This window comes from Flavobacterium sp. RSSA_27 (genome assembly GCF_051547125.1).
Taxonomy (GTDB): Bacteria; Bacteroidota; Bacteroidia; order Flavobacteriales; family Flavobacteriaceae; genus Flavobacterium.
On the sequence record NZ_JBPTTN010000003.1, the window covers coordinates 293740 to 318407 of the forward strand.

The 24668-nt window shown below is 31.9% G+C and carries 25 protein-coding genes and 1 pseudogene; all 26 read left to right on the forward strand.

The window, feature by feature from the left end:
* The first annotated feature begins 453 nt into the window (after positions 1-453).
* The 26 genes and pseudogenes from ACSVH5_RS06210 to ACSVH5_RS06335 all read left to right on the forward strand — a co-directional run bounded on the left by ACSVH5_RS06210 (position 454) and on the right by ACSVH5_RS06335 (position 24642).
* Positions 454-927, forward strand: coding sequence for a hypothetical protein (locus tag ACSVH5_RS06210; protein WP_438060582.1), 474 nt, complete (start codon positions 454-456; stop codon positions 925-927).
* Positions 928-1191: 264 nt separating this feature from the next.
* Positions 1192-2016 (forward strand): hypothetical protein, encoded by an 825-nt coding sequence (locus ACSVH5_RS06215; protein ID WP_438060583.1) that lies wholly within the window; start codon positions 1192-1194, stop codon positions 2014-2016.
* A gap of 161 nt (positions 2017-2177) precedes the next feature.
* A complete protein-coding gene (locus ACSVH5_RS06220; protein ID WP_438060584.1) occupies positions 2178-2813 on the forward strand; it encodes a M949_RS01915 family surface polysaccharide biosynthesis protein in 636 nt (211 codons plus the stop codon).
* Positions 2814-4183: 1370 nt separating this feature from the next.
* On the forward strand, positions 4184-4441 hold the full coding sequence (locus tag ACSVH5_RS06225) for a DUF7660 family protein (protein ID WP_438060585.1): 258 nt from the start codon (positions 4184-4186) through the stop codon (positions 4439-4441).
* Positions 4442-4542: 101 nt separating this feature from the next.
* Positions 4543-4782 carry a hypothetical protein gene (locus ACSVH5_RS06230; protein ID WP_438060586.1) on the forward strand — a complete coding sequence of 80 codons (240 nt, stop codon included), beginning with the start codon at positions 4543-4545 and terminating at the stop codon, positions 4780-4782.
* Positions 4783-5465: 683 nt separating this feature from the next.
* The gene (locus ACSVH5_RS06235) at positions 5466-5867 is read left to right on the forward strand and encodes a hypothetical protein (protein WP_438060587.1); all 402 of its coding nucleotides are present in this window, start codon (positions 5466-5468) and stop codon (positions 5865-5867) included.
* A gap of 482 nt (positions 5868-6349) precedes the next feature.
* Entirely contained in the window at positions 6350-6718 is a 369-nt protein-coding gene (locus tag ACSVH5_RS06240; RefSeq protein WP_438060588.1) for a hypothetical protein, read from the forward strand.
* A gap of 350 nt (positions 6719-7068) precedes the next feature.
* Positions 7069-7665 (forward strand): hypothetical protein, encoded by a 597-nt coding sequence (locus ACSVH5_RS06245; protein WP_438060589.1) that lies wholly within the window; start codon positions 7069-7071, stop codon positions 7663-7665.
* Positions 7666-7968: 303 nt separating this feature from the next.
* Complete coding sequence (locus ACSVH5_RS06250; protein ID WP_438060590.1) at positions 7969-8406, forward strand: hypothetical protein; 438 nt, start codon at positions 7969-7971, stop codon at positions 8404-8406.
* A 172-nt stretch (positions 8407-8578) separates the two neighbouring features.
* Positions 8579-9043: a hypothetical protein gene (locus ACSVH5_RS06255; RefSeq protein ID WP_438060591.1), complete on the forward strand. Its 465-nt coding sequence runs from the start codon at positions 8579-8581 to the stop codon at positions 9041-9043.
* Positions 9044-9217: 174 nt separating this feature from the next.
* A complete protein-coding gene (locus ACSVH5_RS06260; protein ID WP_438060592.1) occupies positions 9218-9757 on the forward strand; it encodes a hypothetical protein in 540 nt (179 codons plus the stop codon).
* Positions 9758-9934: 177 nt separating this feature from the next.
* Positions 9935-10474 carry a hypothetical protein gene (locus ACSVH5_RS06265; RefSeq protein ID WP_438060592.1) on the forward strand — a complete coding sequence of 180 codons (540 nt, stop codon included), beginning with the start codon at positions 9935-9937 and terminating at the stop codon, positions 10472-10474.
* Positions 10475-10658: 184 nt separating this feature from the next.
* Complete coding sequence (locus tag ACSVH5_RS06270; protein WP_438060593.1) at positions 10659-11453, forward strand: hypothetical protein; 795 nt, start codon at positions 10659-10661, stop codon at positions 11451-11453.
* Positions 11454-11639: 186 nt separating this feature from the next.
* Positions 11640-12134, forward strand: a complete 495-nt coding sequence (locus ACSVH5_RS06275) for a hypothetical protein (RefSeq protein WP_438060594.1) — start codon at positions 11640-11642, stop codon at positions 12132-12134.
* Positions 12135-12339: 205 nt separating this feature from the next.
* The gene (locus ACSVH5_RS06280; RefSeq protein WP_438060595.1) at positions 12340-12900 is read left to right on the forward strand and encodes a hypothetical protein; all 561 of its coding nucleotides are present in this window, start codon (positions 12340-12342) and stop codon (positions 12898-12900) included.
* 213 nt (positions 12901-13113) lie between these two features.
* Positions 13114-13632 (forward strand): CbrC family protein, encoded by a 519-nt coding sequence (locus tag ACSVH5_RS06285; protein ID WP_438060596.1) that lies wholly within the window; start codon positions 13114-13116, stop codon positions 13630-13632.
* 1014 nt (positions 13633-14646) lie between these two features.
* Positions 14647-14994 (forward strand): DUF3024 domain-containing protein, encoded by a 348-nt coding sequence (locus ACSVH5_RS06290; protein WP_438060597.1) that lies wholly within the window; start codon positions 14647-14649, stop codon positions 14992-14994.
* Between the two features lie 729 nt (positions 14995-15723).
* Entirely contained in the window at positions 15724-16278 is a 555-nt protein-coding gene (locus ACSVH5_RS06295) for a DUF488 domain-containing protein (RefSeq protein WP_438060598.1), read from the forward strand.
* Positions 16279-16281: 3 nt separating this feature from the next.
* The gene (locus tag ACSVH5_RS06300) at positions 16282-16761 is read left to right on the forward strand and encodes a DUF488 family protein (RefSeq protein ID WP_438060599.1); all 480 of its coding nucleotides are present in this window, start codon (positions 16282-16284) and stop codon (positions 16759-16761) included.
* 1 nt (position 16762) lies between these two features.
* Positions 16763-17452: a dual OB domain-containing protein gene (locus tag ACSVH5_RS06305; RefSeq protein ID WP_438060600.1), complete on the forward strand. Its 690-nt coding sequence runs from the start codon at positions 16763-16765 to the stop codon at positions 17450-17452.
* Positions 17453-17693: 241 nt separating this feature from the next.
* Positions 17694-18323: a hypothetical protein gene (locus ACSVH5_RS06310; protein WP_438060601.1), complete on the forward strand. Its 630-nt coding sequence runs from the start codon at positions 17694-17696 to the stop codon at positions 18321-18323.
* Positions 18324-18564: 241 nt separating this feature from the next.
* The gene (locus tag ACSVH5_RS06315; protein WP_438060602.1) at positions 18565-20307 is read left to right on the forward strand and encodes an A1S_2505 family phage non-structural protein; all 1743 of its coding nucleotides are present in this window, start codon (positions 18565-18567) and stop codon (positions 20305-20307) included.
* Positions 20308-20467: 160 nt separating this feature from the next.
* Entirely contained in the window at positions 20468-21763 is a 1296-nt protein-coding gene (locus ACSVH5_RS06320; protein ID WP_438060603.1) for a glycosyltransferase, read from the forward strand.
* 300 nt (positions 21764-22063) lie between these two features.
* Positions 22064-22895, forward strand: a pseudogene (locus ACSVH5_RS06325) (IS982 family transposase).
* 92 nt (positions 22896-22987) lie between these two features.
* The gene (locus tag ACSVH5_RS06330; RefSeq protein ID WP_438060604.1) at positions 22988-23410 is read left to right on the forward strand and encodes a DUF1810 domain-containing protein; all 423 of its coding nucleotides are present in this window, start codon (positions 22988-22990) and stop codon (positions 23408-23410) included.
* A 245-nt stretch (positions 23411-23655) separates the two neighbouring features.
* Positions 23656-24642 carry a Gfo/Idh/MocA family protein gene (locus ACSVH5_RS06335; RefSeq protein WP_438060605.1) on the forward strand — a complete coding sequence of 329 codons (987 nt, stop codon included), beginning with the start codon at positions 23656-23658 and terminating at the stop codon, positions 24640-24642.
* The last annotated feature ends 26 nt before the right edge of the window (positions 24643-24668 follow it).

Here is a 24668-nt window from a genome sequence, read left to right on the forward strand (position 1 = left end):
CTTCTTATTTTATTGTTCGTAATCGAATTTTTTGTTTTTTGGGGAATTTTTGGAGAGGGAGCTACTGCAAGTAGAATCTCAGAACTTTGGTACGTTGAAATAATTTTGGACTATTTACCAATCGTACTAATCGGAGGTTATTTAATGTTTACAACTTATACAAACTATAAAAATCAGAAATATGTTGAATCCAAAACGAACATAATTACATTAGTGATTTTGATTGTTTTATTCTTAATCCGAAATAAGATTCAACAACAAATATTCTAAAAATAAACGAGTGGTAACAGCTACTACAACGGATTTGGGCAATAGGCTTAATGGAAAGTTGGTTTTGTATTTGGTATGATTTGGCAAATCCGAAGAATGGGCTTAATTTAGTCCCAAACCCGCTGTAGTACCAGAACGTTAGGCGTCATTGTAAGAGAAGCTAGGAACAAAAAAACATAAAAAATGAAAAGAATATTATTTATTTGTTTGATTTTCCAATTCCAAATTTCATTCGGACAAAATGTTAGTATAGAGATTTCTGATCACTATCGTGAGCTTGATGGAAAAGCCTATGCAACATATCAATTTGTTAGTTCAAGTTATAGTGCTTTGAGGCCGACTATAGTTTTCATTACAAATAAAGATTTATCATTCGAACTTTCAGATAAATTATCAACTTTATACAAAGCAAAACAGGAATATACAGATGTTTGGATATTAGGAATAACTAGTTTCAACCAAAAAAATATTTCAGAAGTCGATAAGAAAATAATTGACAAATTTTTACAACAAATAATTAAATATCGTGCAGACAATGATTTGCCGCTTATAGAGGGGGAACCGCCATATACTCTTGAAGAATTGCAGAGAGACAAGATTATTATTGAAAAGAAAGATGATATCTGTAAATACTTAGTATGTAAAAGCAAAATATAAAAGCGCTTACAAAAATGAGAAACAATAAAAACGAAAACATAAATTAATACTGAAATCGCTTGGCCGAATTGCGTCAATTTTGAAAGCATGCACACCTTACGTGTCACAACGCCGCCTAACACACGCTACAAGCAAGCTGGGCAATTGGCTTAATTTGAAAATAGTTTGTGTTTGATGCATTTGTTTTTAACCGAAAGATTCCGCATCTTTAATCCCAGCCTGCGTGTAGCGCGGGAACGTTGGCGGTAATTATAAAACAGAAACATGAGCGAAAATACAACAGTTGAGATTGCAATAAAAAGAGGAAAATGGTTAATTGATTATCCCGCAAAAACAATTTTATTTACCTCCCTTATAATTGGTATAATTCTACAATCACAAAATATAATTACTGGTTGGACAATTATTCCAATCACTTATATTCTTCCCTTTTTTTTAGCTTGTCTTTATTGGTGTATAACAATTACAAAATGGCGCATTTGGGCTTTTAAAAATGTTAGAAATGTACATGAATTAAAAAAAAGAGCAATTCAAGAAAGATTAATTGGTGCTGATAATAGTATTTATGAAAAGTTTGAAATTAAAAGTCAAAACGACCACAAAGAATGGGAATTACTTAAATCAAAATTTGACAAAGATGACATTTTTCAAAATGACCCATCTATTTCTGAGCAAACTATTATTTACTATTCTAAAATAAAAAATCTTTTTCAAACTTTATTGGGTTTTTGCGGAATTGCTATTGGAATATATTTAACATCTGATTCAAATAATATAATTTTTGGAATACTAATTTTAGTGTTAGGTATATATTTATGCTATAAAGAATTTAAAGAGGCTTTTAATACAACTCCACAAATTATTTTGAACGATAAAGGTATCGAAACTGTAAATACTAAATTTTATAATTGGGAAAACATCAAAAACGAAGAAGTAATTCGTGATGGTTTTGGAAAAAATACACATTATTATTTAGTATATGATTATCCTAATGGAAAAGAATATCTAAAGATAGATGACTATAATACCAATATGAAAATATTGAATAAATTATTAATTCTTTATAGAGGTCGTTCAGTGAACAAATAACTACCGCCAACACACGCTACAAGCAAGCTGGGCAATGGGTTTAATTTGAAGATAGTTTGTGTTTGATACATTTGTTTTTAACCGAAAGATTACGCATCTTTAATCCCAGCCTGCGTGTAGCGCGGGAACGTTAGCGGTTATGCTGCAAAACCAAGAACTTTATGAAAATATCGAATAAAACAAAACTTATCTTCTTTCTAGTTTTTTGTACTTTAAAAATAATCGGACAGAATAAAATTGTAGTAACTAAAATCGATATTAACAAAATTCCGAAAGAAATTAAATATAATGGAAAAGTCAATAGCGCAATAACTTGGAATGACAAACTAGGCGAAAACTTTGTCTTGACTTGTGAAACAGGAGAATTTAAAACTAAACACTCCGAAAATGATGGTCGGGATTCTGAAATTTACGCATATCATTACATTCGTTCCAAAAAGGTTATTAAACAGAATTGGAAAATATACGATTTCATAAAGGATTGTCCAGTTGATATCGAAGCTAGTTTTTTAAAAAACACGTTGAATGTTACGGACTTAAACAATGACGGAATAGGAGAAATTTGGATAATGTACAAAATCGTTTGCCACGGCGATGTAAGTCCGTGCGAAATGAAAATTATTATGTACCAAGACAAACTGAAACTAGCAATGCGTGGTCAAAATCGTGTAAAAGTTTCAGATAATGAATTTTATGGTGGAAATTACACTTTTGATAAAGCATTCAATGAAGCTCCAAACTATTATAAAGACTACGCGAAAAAATTGTGGAATAAAAATATAAATCAGAAGTGGTAGTAAGCACAACCGCTAACACACGCTACAAGCAAGCTGGGCAATTGGCTTAATTTGAAGATAGTTTGTGTTTGATACATTTGTTTTTAACCGAAAGATTCCGCATCTTTAATCCCAGCCTGCGTGTAGCGCGGGAACGTTATAGCCAATTTTAGAACGACCAAAGTAACCAATGACGACACGACAATTTCAAATCATTTTCTTTTCTATACACGGACTTTGTATTCTGACAATTGTTCTATCATCTACCTCGTTTGACTTTATTGAGGTTGACATTGCGACAATTTGGACAATGAAATATTTCGCTTTACCAATTCTCGTTGCTATGACACCGAGTTGTTACTTCATTTATTTAAGGTTTATTAGACAACACGAGAAAAAGGAATATAAATCAAAAATATGGACACAACTTCGGACAATTTTCAGAATATTCATTTTGACTTTAGCAATGACCGGAATTCTTATCGGGACAACGCTTTCAATGATAATTTTGACCAACGCATATATTGGAGACAGCAAGACAATAAATCTAAACGCAAAAATTGTTGACTACTATACTTTGACAAGCAAGGGACGAACAAAACATTATATTAAAATTCAAGACCAACAACTTGACAGAATAATAGACCTAAAAGTTCAAGAACCATATCAAGTTGGACAAACATTTAACAAGACAATGCAAATAGGAAAATGGGGACTACTTTACTCGGAGAAATAAAAACTGGCTATAACAGCTACTACAACGGATTTGGGCATTGGGCTTAATGGGAAAATGGTTTTGTACTTGGATGTTTAGTGACAACCGAAAAATAAATCTTAATTTAGAACCCAAACCCGCTGTAGTGCCAGAACGTTATAGGGCAGTTGAGCCGAAATTACGCAGACAAATCCAATTTGAAAATTAACAGTTGTTTCCGCCGAATGTTTTCAAAGCAGAAACGTGAAAATTGGAAGCGCTAACAAACGTTGGAAAATCGGATTCTAACGACAAGCAAACGAAAAACTGATGTGTGAAAATCGAACTTTGCCAACAGAAGCGTGAAAAACAGAAGCGTGAAAAGTGGAACTTGCCAAGAGAAACTTGAAAAGCAGACTTTAAAGAAAGTGAACAGGAGAAGCAAACCTAAAATTGGGGCTCTCCTACTCTAACGGGAAAAAGTGTGAAAGCTAGAATTGGCCAACAGAAGCGTGAAAAATTTGTGGTTTAATAGTAATTTCGACTAAACAACCGCCCTATAACACACGCTACAAGCAAGCTGGGCAATTGGCTTAATTTGAAAATAGTTTATATTTAAAACATTTGTTTTTAACCGAAAGATTCCGCATCTTTAATCCCAGCCTGCGTGTAGCGCGGGAACGTTATAGCCAATTTTATGAACGACACACTTAACGACTTTAAAGTAACGGACAGACAAACTTTCATTAAGTTTCTTGATTTATTACGCAAGGACTTTTTGAACAATCCTGAAAGTTGGGAAAACAAAACTTTGCCTGACTTTTTGGAAGCACTGAGTGCATATACCGAAGATATTCAAGGCTATTACGACAATATGAAGCTAAATGCAAATGCTGACAAAGCAGACTGGTCAATATTTGCGGACATTTTAAAAGGTGCAAAAATCTATGAATAAGCAAGCGACAAAAAATTAATTTTAAGCTGTGGCTAGAGTTTGAAGAAGTTGACCCGAATAATTGGGACATTGAAAATCAATTTTGCAATATTCACGTTGACTTGGAAGACGGACGACATTATGGAATTAATGTTTGGACTTATAAGTTTTTAAAAACAGCAATTGAAGAAGACAAGAAATCAGGACAGAATTTAAGCGGACTTTATCAAATTCCTCCAGACTTATTTGTAAAGGAGCTAACAAGGGAGTGTATTCAGCAGACTATCGAACATCTATTCAAAATTGGCGATTTAGAAAAGGTTTTGAATCCCAGCATTTATGACGGCAGAAATAACGATTAAAAAAACTGGCTATAACAGCTACTACAACGGATTTGGGCAATTGGCTTAATGGAAAAATGGTTTTGTATTTGGCAGTTTAGTGATAACCGAAAAATAAATCTTAATTTAGAACCCAAACCCGCTGTAGTACCAGAACGTTATAGGGCAGTTGAGCCGAAATTACGCAGACGAATCCAATTTGAAAATTAACAGTTGTTTCCGCCGAATGTTTTCAAAGCAGAAGCGTGAAAATTGGAAGCGCTAACAAACGTTGGAAAATCGGATTCTAACGACAAGCAAACGAAAAACTGATGTGTGAAAATCGAACTTTGCCAATAGAAGCGTAAAAGCAGAAGCGTGAAAAGTGGAACTTGCCAAGAGAAACTTGAAAAGCAGACTTTAAAGAAAGTGAACAGGAGAAGCAAACCTAAAATTGGGGCTCTCCTACTCTAACGGGAAAAAGTGTGAAAGCTTGAACTGGCCAACAGAAGCGTGAAAAATTTGCGGTTTAATAGTAATTTCGACTAAACAACCGCCCTATAACACACGCTACAAGCAAGCTGGGCAATTGGCTTAATTTGAAAATAGTTTGTGTTTGATACATTTGTTTTTAACCGAAAGATTCCGCATCTTTAATCCCAGCCTGCGTGTAGCGCGGGAACGTTGGGTGAGATTTTAACGAAGAAAACCGAAAAAACAACACTATGAATATTTACAAAAATGTCATTTTAATATTTACTTTATTTTTACTAATATCTTGCGAAAAATTTTATATCGCGTCGATTGTAAATAATTCGAAAAATAAAATTACGGTTAAAATAAAAATAGATAATGATGCGGTTGATAAAAAACGTAAAGAATATTTAGAAAAGGGTTTAATGTTTGACAAACAAAACCCAAAAGACTATGAAGTCATAATTGACTCTTCAGAATCATATGATCTCGATGGAAGTATGCATGTCAAACCTGATTTTTATGACATTAAAGAAATGGAAATTTATTCCGGAGATACATTAATTTTAAAGTGCAGAAAGGACCAAATGAAAAAACTCTTTTCAGATGAAGGTCCTCGTTCCCCAGGCTTCTTGGATTTAATAATTAATTGAAATTGGTTTGACAAAATAAATTAGACATAAATTTAAAATTCAATAGTTGAAGCTTGAAAAACTAACCCAACGAAATAAAAATGTAAACCGATTAAACCAAACAGAAATAAAAAAACCGCACCCAACACACGCTACAAGCAATTTGGGTATTAGGCTTAATGGAAAAATCGGTTTGTATTTGGAAGATTTGGCAAATCCGAATAATGAGCTTAATTTAGTCCCAAACTGCTTGTAGCGCGGGAACGTTGGTGGCAAGTTGCGCCGAAATTACGCAGGCAAATCCAATTTGAAAATAAACAGTTGTTTCCGCCGAATGTTTTCAAAGCAGAAGCGTGAAAATTGGAACGTACCAACAGAAACTTAAAAAGTTGAAACTTGGAAAACGGAAGCGTGAAAATTGGAATCTACCAACAGACTCGAACAAAAGCGAACAGGCGAAGCAAACCTAAAAAGCAGAAATTAACAATACTAAAAATCAAAGAATGAGCATAATTTTAATTTTTTTGCCATTATTATTTCAAATTATTTTTGGCAGAAAAGCTATAGGTGGAGATATTAAATTAAGCTTTGGAACAGTTTGCTTGATTAGTTTTTTAGGCCAAATCCTTACAACCATTTTGGAGCATAACATAATTCTATCTAACCTTCAAAAAAACAGTAATTTTTGTGGATTACCATTAGTTGGACTTATAATGGTTTCATTATTTCTTACTTTCATCTTAATTATTACAATATTTATTCAAGACCGAATTAGAAAGTCTTATGGCTATGTTGAAGAAATTGATGCTAAAGATGATGATGAATATGAAAAGTATCAAGAAGATGAAGAAGATATCACTTTCTTAGAATAAGACAAGTTAAAATATAAAGTGAAAACAGAAGCGTGAAAAATTTGCGATAATTCGTAATTTCGACAAAACAACCAGCCACCAACACACGCTACAAGCAAGCTGGGCAATTGGCTTAATTTGAAAATAGTTTGTGTTTGATACATTTGTTTTTAACCGAAAAATTACGCATCTTTAATCCCAGCCTGCGTGTAGCGCGGGGACGTTACAGGCAAGTTGCGCCGAAATTACGCAGAATATCATAATCCGAAAAGATACATTTGTTTACGTTGAAAATTTCTAAGTAGAAGCGTGAAAGTTAGAACTTGCTAACAGAAACGTGAAAACCTAAAGTATAAATTTAAAACTATAAAGTGAAACAATTATTAATTTTCATATTGGCTTTATTTGCTATTAATTCATATTCAAATGATTGCAAAACTATTTCAAAAGAAAAAGAGTATAATAATTCTGACTGTATTCTTTTAGGAAAAATCACTTATGTTAATGATAGTTATTTTGAAATTAAAGTACTAGAAGTTTATAAAGGTGAAAATTTCAAGAAAATCCGTTCATACATAGGTCATAACAGTATCTATCCAGATTTAGGAGAAACATGGCTTTTATATTTAAATAAAAGTGATAAAAATGATTTTTATGTTAGCGGTTGTGGTAATTCAAGAAGTTTTGAAAGACCGTTTATAGACATACCTCCTCCTCCTTTACCAAAAACTGATCCATATTTGAATGAATTAAATTGGAAAACCTATTTTAAATTAGCCATTTTAGAACTCAATTTAGATATAAGTAAATTGAGACAAGTAAAAACCCAAAATAAATTAAGGTCAGTCATTAATAATTATGAAATTTTAGAAAAACAAATGACATTGATAAGATTACTTTTAATAGTTATAGTTGTTCTTTTGGGTTATTTATTTTTCAGATGCCGTAATTACCAAAAAGAAAAGTAAGACCGAAAAATTGAAAATTGAAAGTTGAAATGTGCAAACAGAAGCGTGAAAAGTTTGCGGTTAAATTCATAATTTCGACAAAAACAACCAGCCTGTAACAGCCACTACAACGGATTTGGGCATTTGGCTTAATGGAAAAATGGTTTTGTATTTTGTAGATTTGGCAAATCCGAAGAATAGGCTTAATTTAATCCCAAACCCGCTGTAGTGCCAGAACGTTAGCAGCAAGCATAACACACATTCAAAATCTAAAGTAATTTTAGACAAAAACAACTCGTAAGTTACATAAAAATATAGTTATAAATGAACAACCAAAAATCAAGTCTAGAAAATAAATTGAAATTCGTTATCAAAGAGTTTGGTCTTAACTTCATATTATTTTTTGCAATAACATTCATTGTAAGTTCAATCTTTTTAATTATTGCTTCTCCAAATCAAGATACGTTTTGGTATATGATTTCTTATGTATCATCTGGAATATTTGCTGCAAGTTTTATAACTGCAATGTCAAATTTACCTGCCGATATTTTCATAAGAAACAAAAGCATTAATTTAAGTTTATCATTTTTCCCATTTGTTGCTATTTTACTGATTTTGATTGTTGGCGATAAAAAAGATATGTTACCTGAAAATATTATCAAATTTTCTATTGTTTTGGGATTGATATGTTTGACAGTAAATTTTTTAAGATTCAAAAGAATAAAGAAATACTATGATTCTGTACTGAATAAATTAGAATAATATATCTAATGCCTGCTGCTAACAGCTACTACAACGGATTTGGGCAATTGGCTTAATGGGAAAATGGATTTGTACTTGGCAGTTTAGTGATAACCGAAAAATAAATCTTAATTTAGAACCCAAACCCGCTGTAGTACCAGAACGTTGTATGCTATAATAGAAGAACAGAACGATGAAAAAATACTTATTATTTATTTTTGTCTTAATTATAATTTCTTGCACAAAAAAAGAAAGCACCAAAAAAGCAAATATTGAGAAATCAACAATAGACAAAACGGAAAATAGAATTGTAGAAACCGTTTCTGAAAAGAATACAGATATTGAAAATGTTCAAAATATTGAACAGCCGAAACAGAGTAAAATAATCAACCCGAAATTTGATTCAAAATTACTTTTTGGAATTTGGACATATGACCCAGAAGGTCCGCACGCTGACTTCCAATTGACAAAGAAATCATTTTATGTTGTAGATTATGATGGAAATGGAGATATGCCTTACCTCATAAACAAAGACACAATTAAAGTTTACTATAAAGACTTTATTAGTGTTGGAATAATTAAAAACGCTACAAAAGACACTTTGAAAATTGATTGGGACGAAAACGGAATAACTAATTATGTCAAGTGGAAAGAATAATTACAGCATACAACACACGCTACAAGCAAGCTGGGCAATTGGTTTAATTTGAAAATAGTTTGTATTTGATACATTTGTTTTTAACCGAAAGAATACGCATCTTTAATCCCAGCCTGCGTGTAGCGCGGGGACGTTAGCAGTCATTCTGAGAGAATCTGAAATCAAAAAAATATTATGAAAAAACAAATGTTATATTTTATTTTATTGTCTGTATCTTTTCTTTCTTGCAATAAAAAAGAGGAGAAAAGTTCTGAAATTTTATATAATAAAACAGAGAATGAAACTTCTAAATTTTTAAAAAAATATGACATAATCAGACTTATCTCTTATAACAAACACAGAAATGTTTACACACCAAAAAATGAATTAAAAATAGAAAAAGACACTATTAATATACCTAACATAGAAGTTATTGATAATATCCTTTTAGACAAATACTTTTCAAAAAAAATAGCAGGAATTTTACTTTCGACAGATAAAGAATGTTCAGTTGCTGATTGTTACACTCCAAGACATCTAATCTTATTTTACAAACATAATAAAATCGTTGACTTTTATGAGTTTTGTGCAGAATGTGGAGGAAGTAGACAATCGAAAAATATAAATTTTCCACATTTTTGCTCAGATAAAGGAGACAAAATAATTAAGGTTTTTAAAGAAATGAAATTGAAAAATGACGGAGAAGACAATGGAGTCGACTACAAATATTACTAATAAGAACGACTGCTAACACACGCTACAAGCAAGCTGGGCAATTGGTTAAATTTGAAAATAGTTTGTATTTGATACATTTGTTTTTAACCGAAAGATTACGCATCTTTAATCCCAGCCTGCGTGTAGCGCGGGAACGTTAGCAGTCATTCTGAGAGAATCTGAAATCAAAAAAATATTATGAAAAAACAAATGTTATATTTTATTTTATTGTCTGTATCTTTTCTTTCTTGCAATAAAAAAGAGGAGAAAAGTTCTGAAATTTTATATAATAAAACAGAGAATGAAACTTCTAAATTTTTAAAAAAATATGACATAATCAGACTTATCTCTTATAACAAACACAGAAATGTTTACACACCAAAAAATGAATTAAAAATAGAAAAAGACACTATTAATATACCTAACATAGAAGTTATTGATAATATCCTTTTAGACAAATACTTTTCAAAAAAAATAGCAGGAATTTTACTTTCGACAGATAAAGAATGTTCAGTTGCTGATTGTTACACTCCAAGACATCTAATCTTATTTTACAAACATAATAAAATCGTTGACTTTTATGAGTTTTGTGCAGAATGTGGAGGAAGTAGACAATCGAAAAATATAAATTTTCCACATTTTTGCTCAGATAAAGGAGACAAAATAATTAAGGTTTTTAAAGAAATGAAATTGAAAAATGACGGAGAAGACAATGGAGTCGACTACAAATATTACTAATAAGAACGACTGCTAACACACGCTACAAGCAAGCTGGGCAATTGGTTAAATTTGAAAATAGTTTGTATTTGATACATTTGTTTTTAACCGAAAGATTACGCATCTTTAATCCCAGCCTGCGTGTAGCGCGGGAACGTTAGGCGATATTTTGCCTAAAAAAACGTAAAAATTAAACCAAAATAAAATGAACAAAAGAGAAGTTACTTTTTCAAACCTTATTAAACTAATTAAAGACAGAAGACCTTTTTCAATCATAGGAATTGTATTTGTCTTTTCATCAATTTTTATTTTACTTCCAAGCGTTATATTTATGACAAACTCATTTGTTGAAGCGTATCAAAAATATGATTTTAAGAAAATTGAGCAAAATGGAACTGAAAAAAACGCAAAAATTACTGATTTAAGACCTGTATATAATGTTACAATAAATGGAGAACATCCATTAAAAATAAGCTATGATTTTTTAGACAATGGTGTAACTAAATCTGACAAATTCCAAACTATGGATTTAGAGAAAACTAATGAAATGAAAATTGGAAGTGAAATAAAGATTAAAACTTTTGAAAATCAAACAAAAATTCAAAATTTGGAACCATTTACTTTTCCATTTTATTTATTTTACATTTTACCATTTACCTTTTTTGTTCTCGGTTCTATTTTTTCAGCTATAGGATTAATTCCTGCTTTGAGAGATTATAATTTATATAAAAATGGAATTGTAAAAGAAGGAACTATTATTTCACTAACGCCAGATTCAGGTTTGCCAATAACAAATATTGGGCAAAGTATTCTAATCAACTATTATTATTTAGGTGCAAACGGACAAAAGATATTTGGAAAATCTAAAACAACAGATTTTTCAATATTGACAGAGAAAAAAGTAGATGATAAAATCAAACTTTTTGTTTCTGAAAACGACGAAACTAAATCTTGCATAGTTCCGAAATTGGAAGCTATGAAAAATAATTGGGAAATATAAAAAAACATCGCCTAACACACGCTACAAGCAAGCTGGGCAATTGGCTTAATTTGAAGATAGTTTGTGTTTGATACATTTGTTTTTAACCGAAAGATTCCGCATCTTTAATCCCAGCCTGCGTGTAGCGCGGGGACGTTATACGGTATTGAACTAAAACTAAATAAGTTTCAAAATAAAAAATTAAAAATGAATCCCACGGAAACTAAAATGATTAATGCCGAAGTTGTTTTAATAAAAAGCAAGGTTAAAAATACGAAAATTTTTATAGTTGCTTTTTTTGCATTTGTTTCTATTTGGTTTTGGATTTGGAATAGTCAAGAATCCCCTTATTCAATTTTAAACAACTCAATCAACATTGGTTTGATATCATTTTTATTATTGCTCATTTATTCTATATCAAAAAAAATTATTACTACGAAGACTGATATTAAAAATCAAATTAAAATTATTGATGAATTAACAGTGACTAATAAATATGTAGATTATGGACAGAAGCGCGGAGTAAGATATTTTATTACACTTGATTCAAAAGTTATAAAAAAATACGAAGTCACAGAAAATGTATTTAATGATTTAAATATAAATGATTCTGTTTATATCGAATACTCAAAGTATGCCAATTGGATACTAAAAATTGAACATAACGGTATTGATATTGAAAACAAACAGATGATATCTTAAATATATTGCTTGATAACTAGACTTCAAATCAACACCGTATAACAGCTACTACAACGGATTTGGGCAATTGGCTTAATGGAAAGTTGATTTTGTATTTGGGATGATTGGGCAAATCCGAAAATAGGGCTTAATTTAGTCCCAAACCCGCTGTAGTACCAGAACGTTAGTGGCAAGTTTAGACGACGAAAATCAAACGATATAAATATTGACAACAATTAATGATGACATATTAAAAATTGCAAACCAAGCCTGCTTGAAAATTTTAGCGGACGACAAACTAGTGGAAATAAAACACAAATTCCGCTTAGGAGACAAATCAACGTTAAGTGTTATTTTCTTCTTGTTTGGCGGACTATTTCTAATCATTGCCCCATTCATTAAGACATCTGACACAACTACAAAATTTATTGGAATTGTATTAGGACTTTTATTTTTGGTTTTATCAATCTTGACTTTAATAAGACAAGTAGCAGATAGACTTCAAATCACAGACCGAACAATTACGTTTCGACACAATCTTAAACAATCAATAATTCCTTTGAGTAGTGACCTAAAAGTAAAAATGAAAACAGAAGTAATGAATATAAGACGAGTTGGGACTTTAGGTTCTGACTTTATTGTTGTTACTCATTTTCTTCAAGACCATAATTCTGAAACTCCAATATTGAAGTTTCAAATGGACAAAGAAAATGCAGACAATGCAAAGAAACTAGGTAACGAACTAACAAGAATGATAAATGCAAACTTTCGACAATATCGTAACTAGAAATAGCGGACGGACAAGAAAACCAGCCACTAACAGCTACTACAACGGATTTGGGCAATTGGCTTAATGGGAAAATGGTTTTGTACTTGGATGTTTAATGATAACCGAAAAATAAATCTTAATTTAGAACCCAAACCCGCTGTAGTACCAGAACGTTGGTGGCAATATAACCGCCGAATCGTAAAATAAGAAAATTTAAAATTCTCTCACTTTATGGAATTACCGAAATTCAAATATAGTCCAAACGCATATCAACTAAATGTTTTTGAAAAAGTTGACGGAATTTGTTCGTGTTGTAACGAAAATAGAAGTTTAAAATATACAGGTTCATTTTATAGCAGAAAAAAACCCGATTATATTTGTCCGTGGTGTATAGAAAATGGAAAAGTTGCAGAAATGTTTAATGGAGTATTTAACGATTACGATGGAATTGAAAATTATGAAAATATTGACAAAGAACTACTATTAGAAGTGAGTAAATGTACGCCGAGTTATGTAAGTTGGCAACAAGAAGCTTGGCTAACTCATTGTAACGAACCTTGCAAATTAATCGATTATGCTGACACTAAAACTATTGAACCATTACTTGATGAATTAAATGATGATATTGAGAATAATGGGTATGAACCTGAAATGATTAAAAAATATTTATCAAAAGATGGAAGTTTAGTTGGTTACTTGTTTCAGTGTGTGAATTGCGGACAACATAGATTGCACGTAGATTGTGACTAATAAAAATACTGCCACCAACACACGCTACAAGCAAGCTGGGCAATTGGCTTAATTTGAAAATAGTTTGTGTTTGATACATTTGTTTTTAACCGAAAGATTCCGCATCTTTAGTCCCAGCCTGCGTGTAGCGCGGGGACGTTGGTGGCAAGTTGCGCCGAAATTACGCAGGCAAATCCAATTTGAAAATAAACAGTTGTTCCCGCCGAATGTTTTCAAAGCAGAAGCGTGGAAATTGGAACGTACCAACAGACACTTAAAATGTTGAAACTTGGAAAACGGAAGCGTGAAAATTGGAACTTAGACAAAAGAATAAGTTTATGTTAAACAGAAAATAATCTGTAATGTTTAAAATATGAAAAGAATATTGGCATTTGGTTTTTTGAATAGTATTGTACAAACTGTATTTTATTCTTTACTTCTTGCTCTAGTTTATTTAACGATAACTCCAAATCAAAAACTAATTATAGGAACTGTTTTCCCTTTTATTATACTCGCTTTTTTCATCATCGTCTTTATTCAAAACGTGCTAACTTCAATATTGAACAGAAAAACATTTAGTCGAATATTTTCTATCTTATCGGTTGGAATATTTTCATTTCCTATTTTTAATCCATTTAGAATATGGCTTTCGCTGTTGTTTTGTTTACTAATCATTATGATTTTATTAATTCCAAATTTTATAAAAAAGCATTTCCTCAGAATTGAAACGAAAACTTGAAAACAACTAACCGAAAAACAGAAGCGTAAAAACTTTGCGAAAATTCGTAATTTCGACAAAACAACCAGCCACCAACACACGCTACAAGCAAGCTGGGCAATTGGTTTAATTTGAAAATAGTTTGTACTTGATTCATTTGTTTTTAACCGAAAGATTACGCATCTTTAATCCCAGCCTGCGTGTAGCGCGGGAACGTTAGGTGCTAGCCGATCGGTGCGCAACAAAAACTGAAAATAAATCGAAAATATAAATTAAGATGATACTTTTACAAAGTAGAAACTTAAAAACCAAAAATAATGGCGTTAGGATTTGAAAACGAAATTGAAATCATTGAAGTAATGGAAGGCTACTTAATAAATTCTCGTCCACCAGAGGAAGTTAGAAACAAAGTAGACATCAATTATAAAATAGTAGGTCAAAGCATTATTGTTTTTGAAATTCGTCCTGTTTGGAACAATCCAAGCAAAAAAATGGAATCTAATGTAGCAAAAGCAACATTTACGAAAACCGTGAACAAATGGAAAATATATTGGTTTAAGTCTGATATGAAATGGCATATTTACAAACCAAATGAAAAAGTAAATAATCTAAAAGAGTTTGTGAAAATTATTGAAGAAGATAAACATTGTTGTTTTTGGGGCTAAACAAGAACATTGAATTTCAAAATAAGACCAGCACCTAACAGCACTACAACGTTAGGTATAAGGTTGACAGAGAGTCAAGAATCTAACGCAATTTTATAACCAAAAAATATCGTGGACAAAAATTTTAACTTTCACATTACAAATAAGGACTTTATAATTGGCAAAATAGCCTTAAATAACAAGACAAAACAAGCGGACATAGATTTAATTGGCTATGAATATTATAATAACTACCAAGACAAATTTATTTATACACTGAAAGAACGACTAATCTTTAAAAATATAAATTTTAAAGTTACTGTTGTTTTCAAAAGTTATAAAATATGGTTAATTGAAATCAAACACGTAAACGACGACATTACGGACGACACATTAATTAAAGAATTACATCAATATATTCTCTCGACAAATTTATCGGGAAGAACTAAAGCTGAATTAATTCAAAAAAAATTGTTGAGACTAGAATTTATAAATAGCTAGCTTTTGATAATGAAATATTATACAGCATCAAACAGAAAAGGCCAGCACCTAACACACGCTACAAGCAATTTGGGGATTTGGCTTAATCGAAAAATTGGTTTGTATTTGGAAGATTTGGCAAATCCGAAGAATGGGCTTAATTTAGTCCCAAACTGCTTGTAGCGCGGGGACGTTGGGCGTCATTTTAGGGCGACCGTGCAGACAATGAACATAGTAACAAACAAGGACAAAAATTCGTAACTTTGTAATATGGAAAAAAAGCCACTTTATACCATCGGACACGGTAACAGAAAGCCAGAAGATTTTCTCGCTTTACTGAAAGACTTTGGCATTGAATATCTCATTGATGTTCGTTCCCAACCGTATTCAAAATTTAATCCTCAGTTCAACCAAAACGACCTTAAATTCTTTTTGGAACGGAACGGAATTAAATACGTTTTTATGGGTGACACTATTGGTGGCAGACCCAAAGACACTTCCTGTTACGACAATGAGGGCAAGGTTGATTATGAAGCAGTAAAAACGAAAGAGTTTTTTCTAAACGGTATTGACAGACTAAAAACCGCCTACAATAAAGACATTAATGTTGTAATAATGTGTAGTGAAAGTAAGCCTTGCGAATGCCATAGAAGTAAATTAATCGGCAAAGTTCTAATCACAGACAACATTGTTTTAAAACACATTGACGAAAAAGGAAAACTCAAAGACCAATCAATAGTAATAAATGAATTAAATAAAGGGCTTTCAGAATATGACTTATTTGGAAATCCAATTAACGCAACATCAAGAAAAGCTTATTTATAAAATATGGAATTTTTTACAATCGGAGTTTACAACTCTAAGGAAAAGGAGTTTTTTGAAAAACTTACTCAAAATAATATTGACACATTTTGCGACATCAGACAACGTAGAGGTGTTAGAGGTGCAAAATATTCATTTGTAAATAGCAACAGACTTCAACAAAGACTGAATGATTTAGAGATAAAATATGGCTACGTTCCTGATTTAGCACCAACAACTGAAATCAGAGAACTCCAAAAAGAAATTGATGAAGAAAAGGGAGAACTTAAAAGAGAAAGACAAGAGCTAGGTAAAGTATTCATAATTGAATATAAAAATCGAATTCTTAAAAATTTCGACTTCGATAAATTTTTTGAAAGCCTTGACCAAATTGGAGCAAGTAGAATTGCATTGTTTTGTGTAGAAGAACATCCCGAAGCTTGTCATCGTTCAATTGTAGCCGACAAATTGATGAATAATTTTAACTATAAAATCACACACTTGTAGAATGGAAGTATTAATCGTTTCAAAAACCCATATGTCAAGTGCTGCTTGTGTTGGTGGTTTAGTTCTATCAAACAATCGCTATGTTAGATTATTAAACCCTGGCAATTACAATCAGCCAACAGACACGGATTTTGAAGTGGGTGATATTTATGAATTAACATTTACTGCCAGAATAAACATCCACCCTCCACACATTGAAGATGTTATTATTTCTTCAAAGACATTTGTTCGCAGAGTTGATAATATGCCCAACTTTCTAACTCAGAGAAATATTATTGATTGGAATGGTCACATAAATAATTTGTTTGGAGGTTTGTTAAGTTGGACGAACAGCGGAACTGGATACATCCCATTGGCTGGACAAATGCCAATTAAAAGTGTTGGATTTTGGATTGCAGATAAAGACCTCATTAGAGTTTCATTTGAAAACAACAAAGTTCGCTTTCGTTATCCAAATGGGACGAATTACAGAAATATAAGTTACGTTGGTTATCAAGACACATTAGCAACAATTCCAGCGGGAACAATTTTACGTGTTTCACTTTCAAGAATATTTCCACCAGAAAATTCGGAGATTACAGCACCTCGTGGCTACTATCTTCAATTATCAGGTTGGTATCAAGGCGGACAACAAGCAAATCAACCTAACAGACAACCAATAGTTGACATTGATGACGATTTGCCATTTTGACGAAGAAAAAAAACGAACGCCCAACACACGCTACAAGCAAGCTGGGCAATTGGCTTAATTTGAAAATAGTTTGTGTTTGATACATTTGTTTTTAACCGAAAGAATACGCATCTTTAATCCCAGCCTGCGTGTAGCGCGGGAACGTTAGCGGTCAGTTGCGAAAAACCGAATAAAAATCACATATAAATACACTAAAAAAAATCTTGATTTAAAGATTAACTCTGAAGTTAATTACAAAAAAATGAGTAAAAAAAATAAATCTTGGTCTGAACACACTTGGTCTGAAAAGAAGGAAAAATTTTCAATATTTGCTTTTATTTTTTTATTCTTGTCTATTTTCTCTTTTTTTTCTACACCACATCCAAAAAGAGGACAATTAAAGGAAATTGAAATTAAACTTGATAGCGAACCAGAATTCAAAAAATCAAAAGGAAAAAATTCGAGTAATTGGTTAGAAATTTATAGTGAAGATATTAAATACAAGTTAGAAGGAATTGATTATAAATATCTGAAACTAGAAACTTTCAAAAGCAACATTCATAAAGACACAATTTTAAAAATCAAAGTATTAAAAGATAATATTTACGAAATGATTTATAAAAATGAGAATTTATTAGATTATAATTTAGCACAAATACATAAAACAAAGAATAAAACTTTTAGTCAAATAATTTTTTTCTCTGGATTTATCTTGAATTTATTGCCTCTTTTTTTTAAACAAAATCCAGTATACAAGAATTATTATTCAGAAAAAGAAGAAATTGATTTTGTGAAATTATTTGTTATTGTTTGGTTTATTGCAATCATTATTGCTATTATTTATTTGGGAGATTTTAAATATATTTCAGGTTCAGAATTCATAAGTAACTAAAGATATAGCTGTAATTAAAAAATGAGATTTTTAGTCTAGGATTTAAAATTATTTGCTATTCTGAAGGAAAAACAACCGAACCGCTAACACACGCTACAAGCAAGCTGGGCAATTGGCTTAATTTAAAGATAGTTTGTATTTGATGCATTTGTTTTTAACCGAAAGAATACGCATCTTTAATCCCAGCCTGCGTGTAGCGCGGGAACGTTAGCGATTATTGTAAAATGAAAATAAATCAGTAATGGGAATATTCAATATTTTCAACAGAAAAAAAACACTTTCTAAAGAAGACATTAAAAATGATGGTGAGAAAACTCTCGATGAATTAAATATAAGCTTGAATTCAATTGAAACGGACTTTACTAAAAATTTAAATGAAGTTTCAAATCATAAAAAATTCACTCCAAACAGAATTGAATCATTATCATTTAATGAAATATTTGTTTTTGGAAGCAATCTTGAAGGTCATCATAATAGTGGCGCAGCTAAGTTAGCATTAGATAAATTTGGTGCAATATATGGCAAAGGTGTAGGCTTGCAAGGCCAGACATATGCAATTCCAACCATGCATGGAGATATTGAGACAATTATTCCATATGTCAATGACTTCATTGATTTCGCTATAAAGAATTGCGATAGATTCTATTATGTAACTCGAATTGGCTGTGGTTTTGCAGGATTTAAAGACGAGCAAATTGCACCATTATTTGCAAAAGCATTAAACTCTGGTCACATTTACCTTCCAAAATCTTTTGTAGATTTCTTAAATAATACACAAGATCCAGATATACTAAACGAATTGAATAAGACTATTAAAGATGAACATGAAAATCATATGCTGGAGTATTCATTTGGATATTTAAAATTTAATAACGATTTCAATTATATTCAAGATGCTTGTCCTGGTTATTTGAATGAATTAATTGTATTTGAGAATGAACTCAACACAATACACAATTGTCACTTAGGGATGAGATTTACCGACAATCATTATAGTTCTCGCTTACATTTTTGGATTCAAAAATCGGAAGATAGTTTGTACGATAATGATATTATTTCGGACCTCAAAAAAAAACTTGATAGATTTGAAGACACTCTAAATGTTACATGCAGTCAATGCGGTTCTCAAAAAAATGTCTCGTTTCGAGATAAGTTGTATCATTGGAATTCTCACTATGTAAATCAAATGTATTTATGTGATGAATGTTTTAATAATTATAACAAAGAAGAATTTAGTATATCAGTATCGTCAAATTTGTATTTTTTAAATAATAGAAATCTAAACAAAGTTCACATTGAAAATAATAGACACTTTGTAAGAAAAGATATAAGATTTATAAATTCACTAAATGAATTTGATTACGCGAAATTTGGATACTTCTTTTTTGATAAGGACGATGTTTATATTCTTTCAGATAATCCTCGATATAAAGAATTAGACCTGAAAAATACAATTACCAATACGGTTTATACCCCTTTTAGAAAGCCTAACTATTATGAGATTAAGGGATTATATGCTGGTCACGATACTGGGTTTAAAGATGACTTTAATAAAAAGATTTACACAGGTGATATAGTTCGAGTAAAAGGTGCTCATTCAAATGAAAGAGATCCTTTTAAGTATTTTGAAAAAAATAGATTAGACTCATCTAATAATAAGAATTTGTTTGAGGTCGTTGGCATAGTAACTTCTTCCCCTGAATGCTCAAATACATATCAAGTTATATTATTTTATGATGGCTGGGTGCCTCTTGGAGAATCGCAATATCATTCATTCTTTTTATGCCATGCTACAGAATTAGAATTAATGGGCAACATCATGTTTAATTTAGAACCAAATAAAAGGATTGATATAAGAGGAGCAGCCTATTCAACGGATAGACAAGGTGCTCTCAATATCACAAATATTAAAAGTATAAGAGAAGATTTGATGAACATCAAAACTCCGAGTTTTAAGTCAACAGAAGAGTTAACTGAAACATAAAACAACAAATCGCTAACATTTTGTATAAGTAGTGGCAGGAAATATGCTAACTTTCAAGGTTTGCAGTCAGTTCAAACTGCATAGAGTTTTGACAGGAAAGTACCACGCAATCTGCCACTACTCATACAATTTACCGTTAGGCATAATTTTATAAAGTAATATGAAAATTGGAATACAAACATGGGGAAGCGAAGGAGATATTAACCCTTTTATAGCTCTCGCTTCGGGATTATCAAAGGCTGGACATAATGTAACACTTGCCGTGACTTGCTCAGACAGAAAGGATTTCAAAGCACTTGCAGAAAAACTAGGCTTTAAATTAGGGACTGTTGATTATATCGGTGAAAATGAAGAAACATTAAATATGCTGGGCAAAAAAATGATTGAAGAAAAAAATCCTTTAGTACAGTTAAAATTCATTTTTGAAAAAATGTTTTTACCAGGTGTTCATTCAATGTTTGATACAGCCAATCAACTAGTGTCCGAAAATGATTTAATTATTGGTCATTTTATACATTACCCGCTACAGTGTGCTTGTGAAAAAGCAGGTAAGCCATATATTACCGTTTCACTGAACCATGGTGCAATACCCACTAAACATTATCCGCCAGTGCCTTTCCCCAATTTGGGTAAAACCATTAATACTTGGTTGTGGAAACTGACCGAAAAGATGATTAACAAGGCAATACTCGGCCAAATAAATACTTTTAGAATTTCACATGGTTTAAAGGAAGTCAACACTTTCCGTACAATTTGGGAATCACCACTATTAAATCTCATCGCAGTAAGTCCTGTTTTATCACCTCCTACCGATGATTGGAGTAAGAATAATAAAGTATGTGGTTTCTTCAACTTAGATGATTATGCAAGCAAATGGGAACTACCAAAAGATTTTGAAATTTTTCTGGATAATGTCGAACCGCCTGTTTATTTCACGCTTGGCAGTATGACCGGTACAGAAAACAATGCTCTTTATATCAATGAAACAACAAAACTAATGTATGATGCAGCTAAACTAGCCGGCTGCAGGGCCATTATTCAATCAAGATGGGAGTACGTTAAAAACATACCTGAAGATAAATCAATTTTTAAAGTTAATTCCGCTCCTTATACAAGGGTATTTCCAAAGTGTAAAGCGGTAGTTCATCATGGAGGTGCAGGGACTACACAAACCGCAACTTTGTGTGGTACACCTTCAATAATTATAGCACATATTCAAGACCAATTTTTATGGGGCCATCAATTAAAAAAACTTGGCATAGGAGGTAAAGTACTAAGCAGACAAACTGTTACATCTGAGAAAATTGCAGCTGAAATTAGAAAAATCACAAATGATCCTAATAAGAAAGAAAAAGCAATTGAGATAGGTAAAGTACTGGCTACAGAAAATGGTGTCAAAAATGCAATTAAATATATTGAGGAAATATCAATTATATTAAAACAAAACTATACCTAACAGCGGTTTGGCAATAGGCGGTGTTTCATGCACCGCAGACTCTTTTTGTAGTGGGTTCAATATTTCTTCTCCGCTTGAACATTTGTGGCAAAATACACGCCCATCGCCAATCCGCAAAACGTTGTAGGTAATTGTACGAGAACCGTGCTAAAAAGAAAATAAAGTGTAAAAAATGAAAATAACTTTATGGAGAAAAAAGATTGGATTATTTTATTAATTAATTCAAGTTGCTAGTTAGTGTATTAAAAATACAAAGCAAAGGTTAAGTAAATTTGTTTTGCTGACCAATAAACAAAACCGATGCTTTGCAAAGACAAAATTATTTCAATTTTTTGTTTAATCGATGATATTTTACAAGGAATTGAGCACAAAGATGATATAAGAAGACAAGTAAGTGATAGCGAGATTATTCTAACAGCAATTGTTTCCTCAACAAGTTTTTACGGGAATCATAGTTCTGCTATTCAATTTATGAAGCAGTATGGATTTATTCCCAATATGTTAGACAAAAGCAGATTTAATAGGCGTCTTCATAAAATAGGGAAAATCCTTTATAAATTATTTGAGATTGTAAGTTCATATTTTAAAGATTTTTGTTGTGAAATGCAGTATATCATTGATTCTTTCCCTGTTGCTGTATGCAATAATATGAGAATCGCAAATTGTAAAATAGTAAAGGAAAAGAAGTGGAGAGGATATACAGCAAGTATGCGAAATTATTTTTATGGGGTTAAAGTGCAATTAGTCACGACAAAAGATGGAATTCCAATTGCTTTTCATTTCACACCAGGAAAAACAGCCGATGCAAAAGCTCTTGGAAAAATGATAGATAAATTACCTGTTGAAGCCTCTATTTATGGCGATAGTGCCTATTTAGATTATGGTTTAGAAGATACTGCTTTTGAGAGAAAATGTATTTTTTTTGAAAATTCAACGAAAATCAAATTCTAAAAGAATTGACACTTTAGAACAAAAAATGGAGAAATTAAAAATGAGAAAAAGAGTAGAAACAACCATTAGTGATATTAAAAAATTATTCCCAAGAACCATACATGCTGTTACTTTGGATGGATTTTTAATAAAGCTAACATTGTTTGTATTCGGATTGCAATTAAGTAAATCAATCAACTAGCAACTTGAATTAATTAACCGAAAAGTCTAGGCTTCCTTAATCCGCCACATCCACAGTAGTGCCAAGAAGTTAATTAAAAGTATTCGAAAGAAATGGAACAAGAACTCAACAGATTTATTAAAGCACAAGAAAACGCATACGAACAAGCACTTTCTGAAATAAAATCTGGAAGAAAAAGAAGTCATTGGATGTGGTTTATATTCCCACAATACAAAGGATTGGGATTCAGTGAGACATCAAAATATTATGCCATCAACAACTTAGATGAAGCCAAATGTTATTTAAATCATCCTATTTTAGGGGATAGATTAAAGTTACTTACAAAAGAACTTTTAGCCCTTAATGAGAATAACGCAACCAAAGTGTTTGGAAAACCGGATGACTTAAAGCTAAAATCAAGCATGACATTATTCGCAGCAATTGATGCATCGCAAGAAAATATTTTTAAAGCGGTGTTAGATAAATTTTTCAATGGACAAACTGATTATAAAACCTTAACCCTAATAAAGGAATAATTATGCCAAACCGTTAGAGTATCGTTGCATGGAGCACGAACAATGAAACTTTTATGGATTGGCTCCAATTCCACATCAATCAACCACTGTACTTATCTTGAGAATTGTAGACTGAATTACAAGAAAATATTGTGTCCTCTATTTTTGAAAGGTTCGATTACGAATTTTAAGTATATTCGTAGAGTACTAAATCATTCCATTGGTGCTACCGAAGATTTAGTGCAATACAAATGCATTTAAAAATAATGGATATAAAAGAGAAAACAATCCGCTGGGGAATTATTGGTTGCGGTAATGTGACCGAAATTAAAAGTGGCCCCGCCTATCAAAAGACAGAAGGTTTTACCATCGGAGCTGTGATGCGTCGTGATGAAGAAAAAGCCGCGGATTATGCCAAAAGACACGGCATAGCCAAATACTACACCGATGCCGATGCCCTAATCAACGATCCTGACATTGATGCGGTTTATATTGCAACGCCTCCAGATGTTCACAGATATTATGGTCTAAAAGTAGCCGAGGCTGGAAAACCCTGTTGTATAGAAAAACCATTAGCCCCCAACTATAAAGATTGTGTCGCCATCACTGAAGCATTTGCCTCTAAAAAAATTCCGCTTTTTGTTGCCTATTACAGACGAACTTTGCCAAGATTTGAGCAAATAAAAGAATGGGTTAACACAAATAAAATTGGCACAATTAGACACATTCATTGGCATTTGAGCAAACCCACCTCAGCACAAGACCTTTCTGGAGAGTACAATTGGAGAACCGATAGTAAAATTGCTACAGGAGGCTATTTTGATGATTTGGCCAGCCACGGATTGGATTTGTTTGTGCATTATTTTGGAACTATAACCAATGTTTCAGGCATCAGTCTCAACCAACAAGGATTATACACTGCAAAAGATGCCGCAACCGCTTGTTGGTTGCACGAATCAGGAATCACTGGAAGTGGTTGTTGGAATTTTGGCACCTTAGAACGGGAAGACAAAGTAGCAATTTATGGAAGCGAGGGTACTATTGTTTTTTCAGTTTTTGAAAACGAACCTATACTACTCACAACTTCAGAAGGCACAACAGTACACGAAATAGCCCAACCAGAAAACATCCAATTGCATCATGTGCAACAAATGAGAGACCACTTGTTAGGTCACTCACAACATCCCTCAACCGGAGCAACAGCCACACATACCAACTGGGTTATGGATCGAATTATTGGAAATGAAATATAAAAACTATTTTTTTAAGTATTTTTAGA

Coding starts and splice junctions, on each gene's coding strand:
- ACSVH5_RS06315 (WP_438060602.1), top strand. CDS start 18,565: ATGGGAATATTCAATATTTTCAACAGAAAAAAAACACTTTCTAAAGAA.
- ACSVH5_RS06220 (WP_438060584.1), top strand. CDS start 2,178: ATGAAAATATCGAATAAAACAAAACTTATCTTCTTTCTAGTTTTTTGT.
- ACSVH5_RS06235 (WP_438060587.1), top strand. CDS start 5,466: ATGAATATTTACAAAAATGTCATTTTAATATTTACTTTATTTTTACTA.
- ACSVH5_RS06255 (WP_438060591.1), top strand. CDS start 8,579: ATGAAAAAATACTTATTATTTATTTTTGTCTTAATTATAATTTCTTGC.
- ACSVH5_RS06335 (WP_438060605.1), top strand. CDS start 23,656: ATGGATATAAAAGAGAAAACAATCCGCTGGGGAATTATTGGTTGCGGT.
- ACSVH5_RS06270 (WP_438060593.1), top strand. CDS start 10,659: ATGAACAAAAGAGAAGTTACTTTTTCAAACCTTATTAAACTAATTAAA.
- ACSVH5_RS06305 (WP_438060600.1), top strand. CDS start 16,763: ATGGAAGTATTAATCGTTTCAAAAACCCATATGTCAAGTGCTGCTTGT.
- ACSVH5_RS06265 (WP_438060592.1), top strand. CDS start 9,935: ATGAAAAAACAAATGTTATATTTTATTTTATTGTCTGTATCTTTTCTT.
- ACSVH5_RS06260 (WP_438060592.1), top strand. CDS start 9,218: ATGAAAAAACAAATGTTATATTTTATTTTATTGTCTGTATCTTTTCTT.
- ACSVH5_RS06320 (WP_438060603.1), top strand. CDS start 20,468: ATGAAAATTGGAATACAAACATGGGGAAGCGAAGGAGATATTAACCCT.
- ACSVH5_RS06275 (WP_438060594.1), top strand. CDS start 11,640: ATGAATCCCACGGAAACTAAAATGATTAATGCCGAAGTTGTTTTAATA.
- ACSVH5_RS06215 (WP_438060583.1), top strand. CDS start 1,192: ATGAGCGAAAATACAACAGTTGAGATTGCAATAAAAAGAGGAAAATGG.
- ACSVH5_RS06240 (WP_438060588.1), top strand. CDS start 6,350: ATGAGCATAATTTTAATTTTTTTGCCATTATTATTTCAAATTATTTTT.
- ACSVH5_RS06290 (WP_438060597.1), top strand. CDS start 14,647: ATGGCGTTAGGATTTGAAAACGAAATTGAAATCATTGAAGTAATGGAA.
- ACSVH5_RS06250 (WP_438060590.1), top strand. CDS start 7,969: ATGAACAACCAAAAATCAAGTCTAGAAAATAAATTGAAATTCGTTATC.
- ACSVH5_RS06295 (WP_438060598.1), top strand. CDS start 15,724: ATGGAAAAAAAGCCACTTTATACCATCGGACACGGTAACAGAAAGCCA.
- ACSVH5_RS06330 (WP_438060604.1), top strand. CDS start 22,988: ATGGAACAAGAACTCAACAGATTTATTAAAGCACAAGAAAACGCATAC.
- ACSVH5_RS06285 (WP_438060596.1), top strand. CDS start 13,114: ATGGAATTACCGAAATTCAAATATAGTCCAAACGCATATCAACTAAAT.
- ACSVH5_RS06310 (WP_438060601.1), top strand. CDS start 17,694: ATGAGTAAAAAAAATAAATCTTGGTCTGAACACACTTGGTCTGAAAAG.
- ACSVH5_RS06300 (WP_438060599.1), top strand. CDS start 16,282: ATGGAATTTTTTACAATCGGAGTTTACAACTCTAAGGAAAAGGAGTTT.
- ACSVH5_RS06210 (WP_438060582.1), top strand. CDS start 454: ATGAAAAGAATATTATTTATTTGTTTGATTTTCCAATTCCAAATTTCA.
- ACSVH5_RS06225 (WP_438060585.1), top strand. CDS start 4,184: ATGAACGACACACTTAACGACTTTAAAGTAACGGACAGACAAACTTTC.